We start from the raw sequence: 2,366 nt of genomic DNA, 5'->3' as shown, positions 1-2,366 counted from the left end.
TGGTGTGACGGCGTGCCTTTTGTAGAATGAGCCAGCGAGTCGCTGGCGCGGGGCGAGGTTAACCGAAAGGGAGCCGGAGCGAAAGCGAGCCTTAACAGGGCGACTTGAGTCCCGCGCCGCGGACGCGAAGCCGGGTGAGCTATCCGTGGGCAGGCTGAAGCGGGGGTAAGACCCCGTGGAGGGCCGAACGCACGTCGGTTGAAAACGGCGGCGATGACCTGCGGATAGGGGTGAAAGGCCAATCAAACCCGGAGATATCTCGTTCTCCCCGAAATAGCTTTAGGGCTAGCGTCGCGCGTTCACCGCCGGAGGTAGAGCACCGGATGGACGAGGGGGCTTCGCCGCCTACCGAATCCAACCGAACTCCGAATGCCGGCGGCCCAGAGCGCGGCAGTCAGAGCATGTGGGCTAAGCTGTGTGCTCGAGAGGGAAACAGCCCGGACCGCCCGCTAAGGTCCCCAAGTTCCAGCCGAGTGGCAAAGGATGTGCGTCCGCCCAGACAACCAGGATGTTGGCTTAGAAGCAGCCATGCATTCAAAGAGTGCGTAACAGCTCACTGGTCGAGTGGACATGCGCCGACAATACACGGGGCTAAGCTGGACACCGAAGCGGCGGGATTTTATCTATATAGAATCGGTAGGGGAGCTTCCCATGGGCGGTGAAGCCGCCGGGCGACCGGCGGTGGAGCGCATGGGAGTGAGAATGCTGGCATGAGTAGCGAGAGACGAGAGAGTAACTCGTCCGCCGTGAACCCGAGGTTTCCTGGGCAAGGCTAATCCTCCCAGGGTCAGTCGGGGGCTAAGGCGAGGCCGGGAGGCGTAGCCGACGCGCAGCAGGCAGACATTCCTGCACCGCGCACGCGGCGCTACGACCGACGGGGCGACGGATGGGGGTGGCTCGGCGGGGTTCTGGACGTCCCCGTGATGGAGCGCGGCCCGCGGACCAGGGAAATCCGGTCCGCAGAAGGGCGAGGCTCCGGACGAAGCATCTGAGCGAAGCGAGTGAGCCCGAGGTCCCTAGAAAAACCCCTAGGCAGGCGCGTGCGCGCCCGTACCGCAAACCGACACAGGTGGGTGGGTAGAACATACCGAGGCGATCGGGTCAACCATGGTCAAGGAACTCGGCACAATGGCCCCGTAACTTCGGGAGAAGGGGTGCCCGCGCGTACGTGAACGGACTTGCTCCGGGAGCGGAGGCGGGCCGCAGTGGAGAGGCCCAAGCGACTGTTTACCAAAAACACAGGACTCTGCAGAAGCCGCAAGGCGACGTATAGGGTCTGACGCCTGCCCGGTGCCGGAAGGTCACGCGGAGGAGTTAGCCGCAAGGCGAAGCCCCGAAGCCAAGCCCCGGTAAACGGCGGCCGTAACTATAACGGTCCTAAGGTAGCGAAATTCCTTGTCGGGTAAGTTCCGACCTGCACGAAAGGCGCAACGACTTGGGCGCTGTCTCGACCATGGACCCGGTGAAATTGCACTGGTCGTGAAGATGCGACTTACCCGCGGAAGGACGGAAAGACCCCGTGAACCTTCACTGCAGCTTGGCATTGGCCGCTGGTCCCGCGTGTAGAGGATAGGCAGGAGGCATCGATCCGGAGGCGCCAGCCCCCGGGGAGCCGCCCTTGGAATACTGCCCTCGCGCGACCGGCGTCCTAACCCGAGGCCGTCGACCGGCTCGGGGACCGTGCCAGGCGGGCAGTTTGACTGGGGCGGTCGCCTCCTAAAGGGTAACGGAGGCGCGCGAAGGTCCGCTCGGGACGGTCGGCAACCGTCCTTTTGAATGCAAGAGTACAAGCGGGCTTGACTGCGAGGCCCACAAGCCGAGCAGGTGCGAAAGCAGGCTCTAGTGATCCGGCGGCCCCGAGTGGGTGGGCCGTCGCTCAACGGATAAAAGGTACTCCGGGGATAACAGGCTGATCTTGCCCAAGAGTCCACATCGACGGCAAGGTTTGGCACCTCGATGTCGGCTCATCGCATCCTGGGGCTGGAGCAGGTCCCAAGGGTACGGCTGTTCGCCGTTTAAAGCGGTACGCGAGCTGGGTTCAGAACGTCGTGAGACAGTTCGGTCCCTATCCTCCGTGGGCGCAGGAGAATCGATGGAGGCTGCCCCCAGTACGAGAGGACCGGGGTGGACGCACCTCCGGTGAACCGGTTGTCGACCAACGGCACGGCCGGGTAGCCGCGTGCGGCGCGGATAACCGCTGAAGGCATCTAAGCGGGAAGCCGTTCCAGGGATTAGTTCTCCTTCCGGTAAGGGCCCAGGTAGACTACCTGGTCGATAGACGGCAGGTGCAAGGCTGGCGACAGCCTCAGCCGAGCCGCACTAATCGCCCGAGCTCTTCCGGAACCGCACCTCGCGGCCCGCGGGAC

Annotated in this window: 1 rRNA gene; it reads left to right on the top strand. The window is 63.8% G+C overall.

From position 1 onward, the window contains the following. Positions 1 to 2,344 (top strand): 23S ribosomal RNA (locus PMW70_RS09615); the annotation flags it as partial. Positions 2,345 to 2,366 lie beyond the last annotated feature (22 nt).

This window comes from Collinsella aerofaciens, assembly GCF_028209625.1.
Classification (GTDB): Bacteria; Actinomycetota; Coriobacteriia; order Coriobacteriales; family Coriobacteriaceae; genus Collinsella; species Collinsella aerofaciens_AM.
Note: the sequence above shows the minus strand (reverse complement) of the source record. Positions and strands in the feature narration are given on the sequence as shown.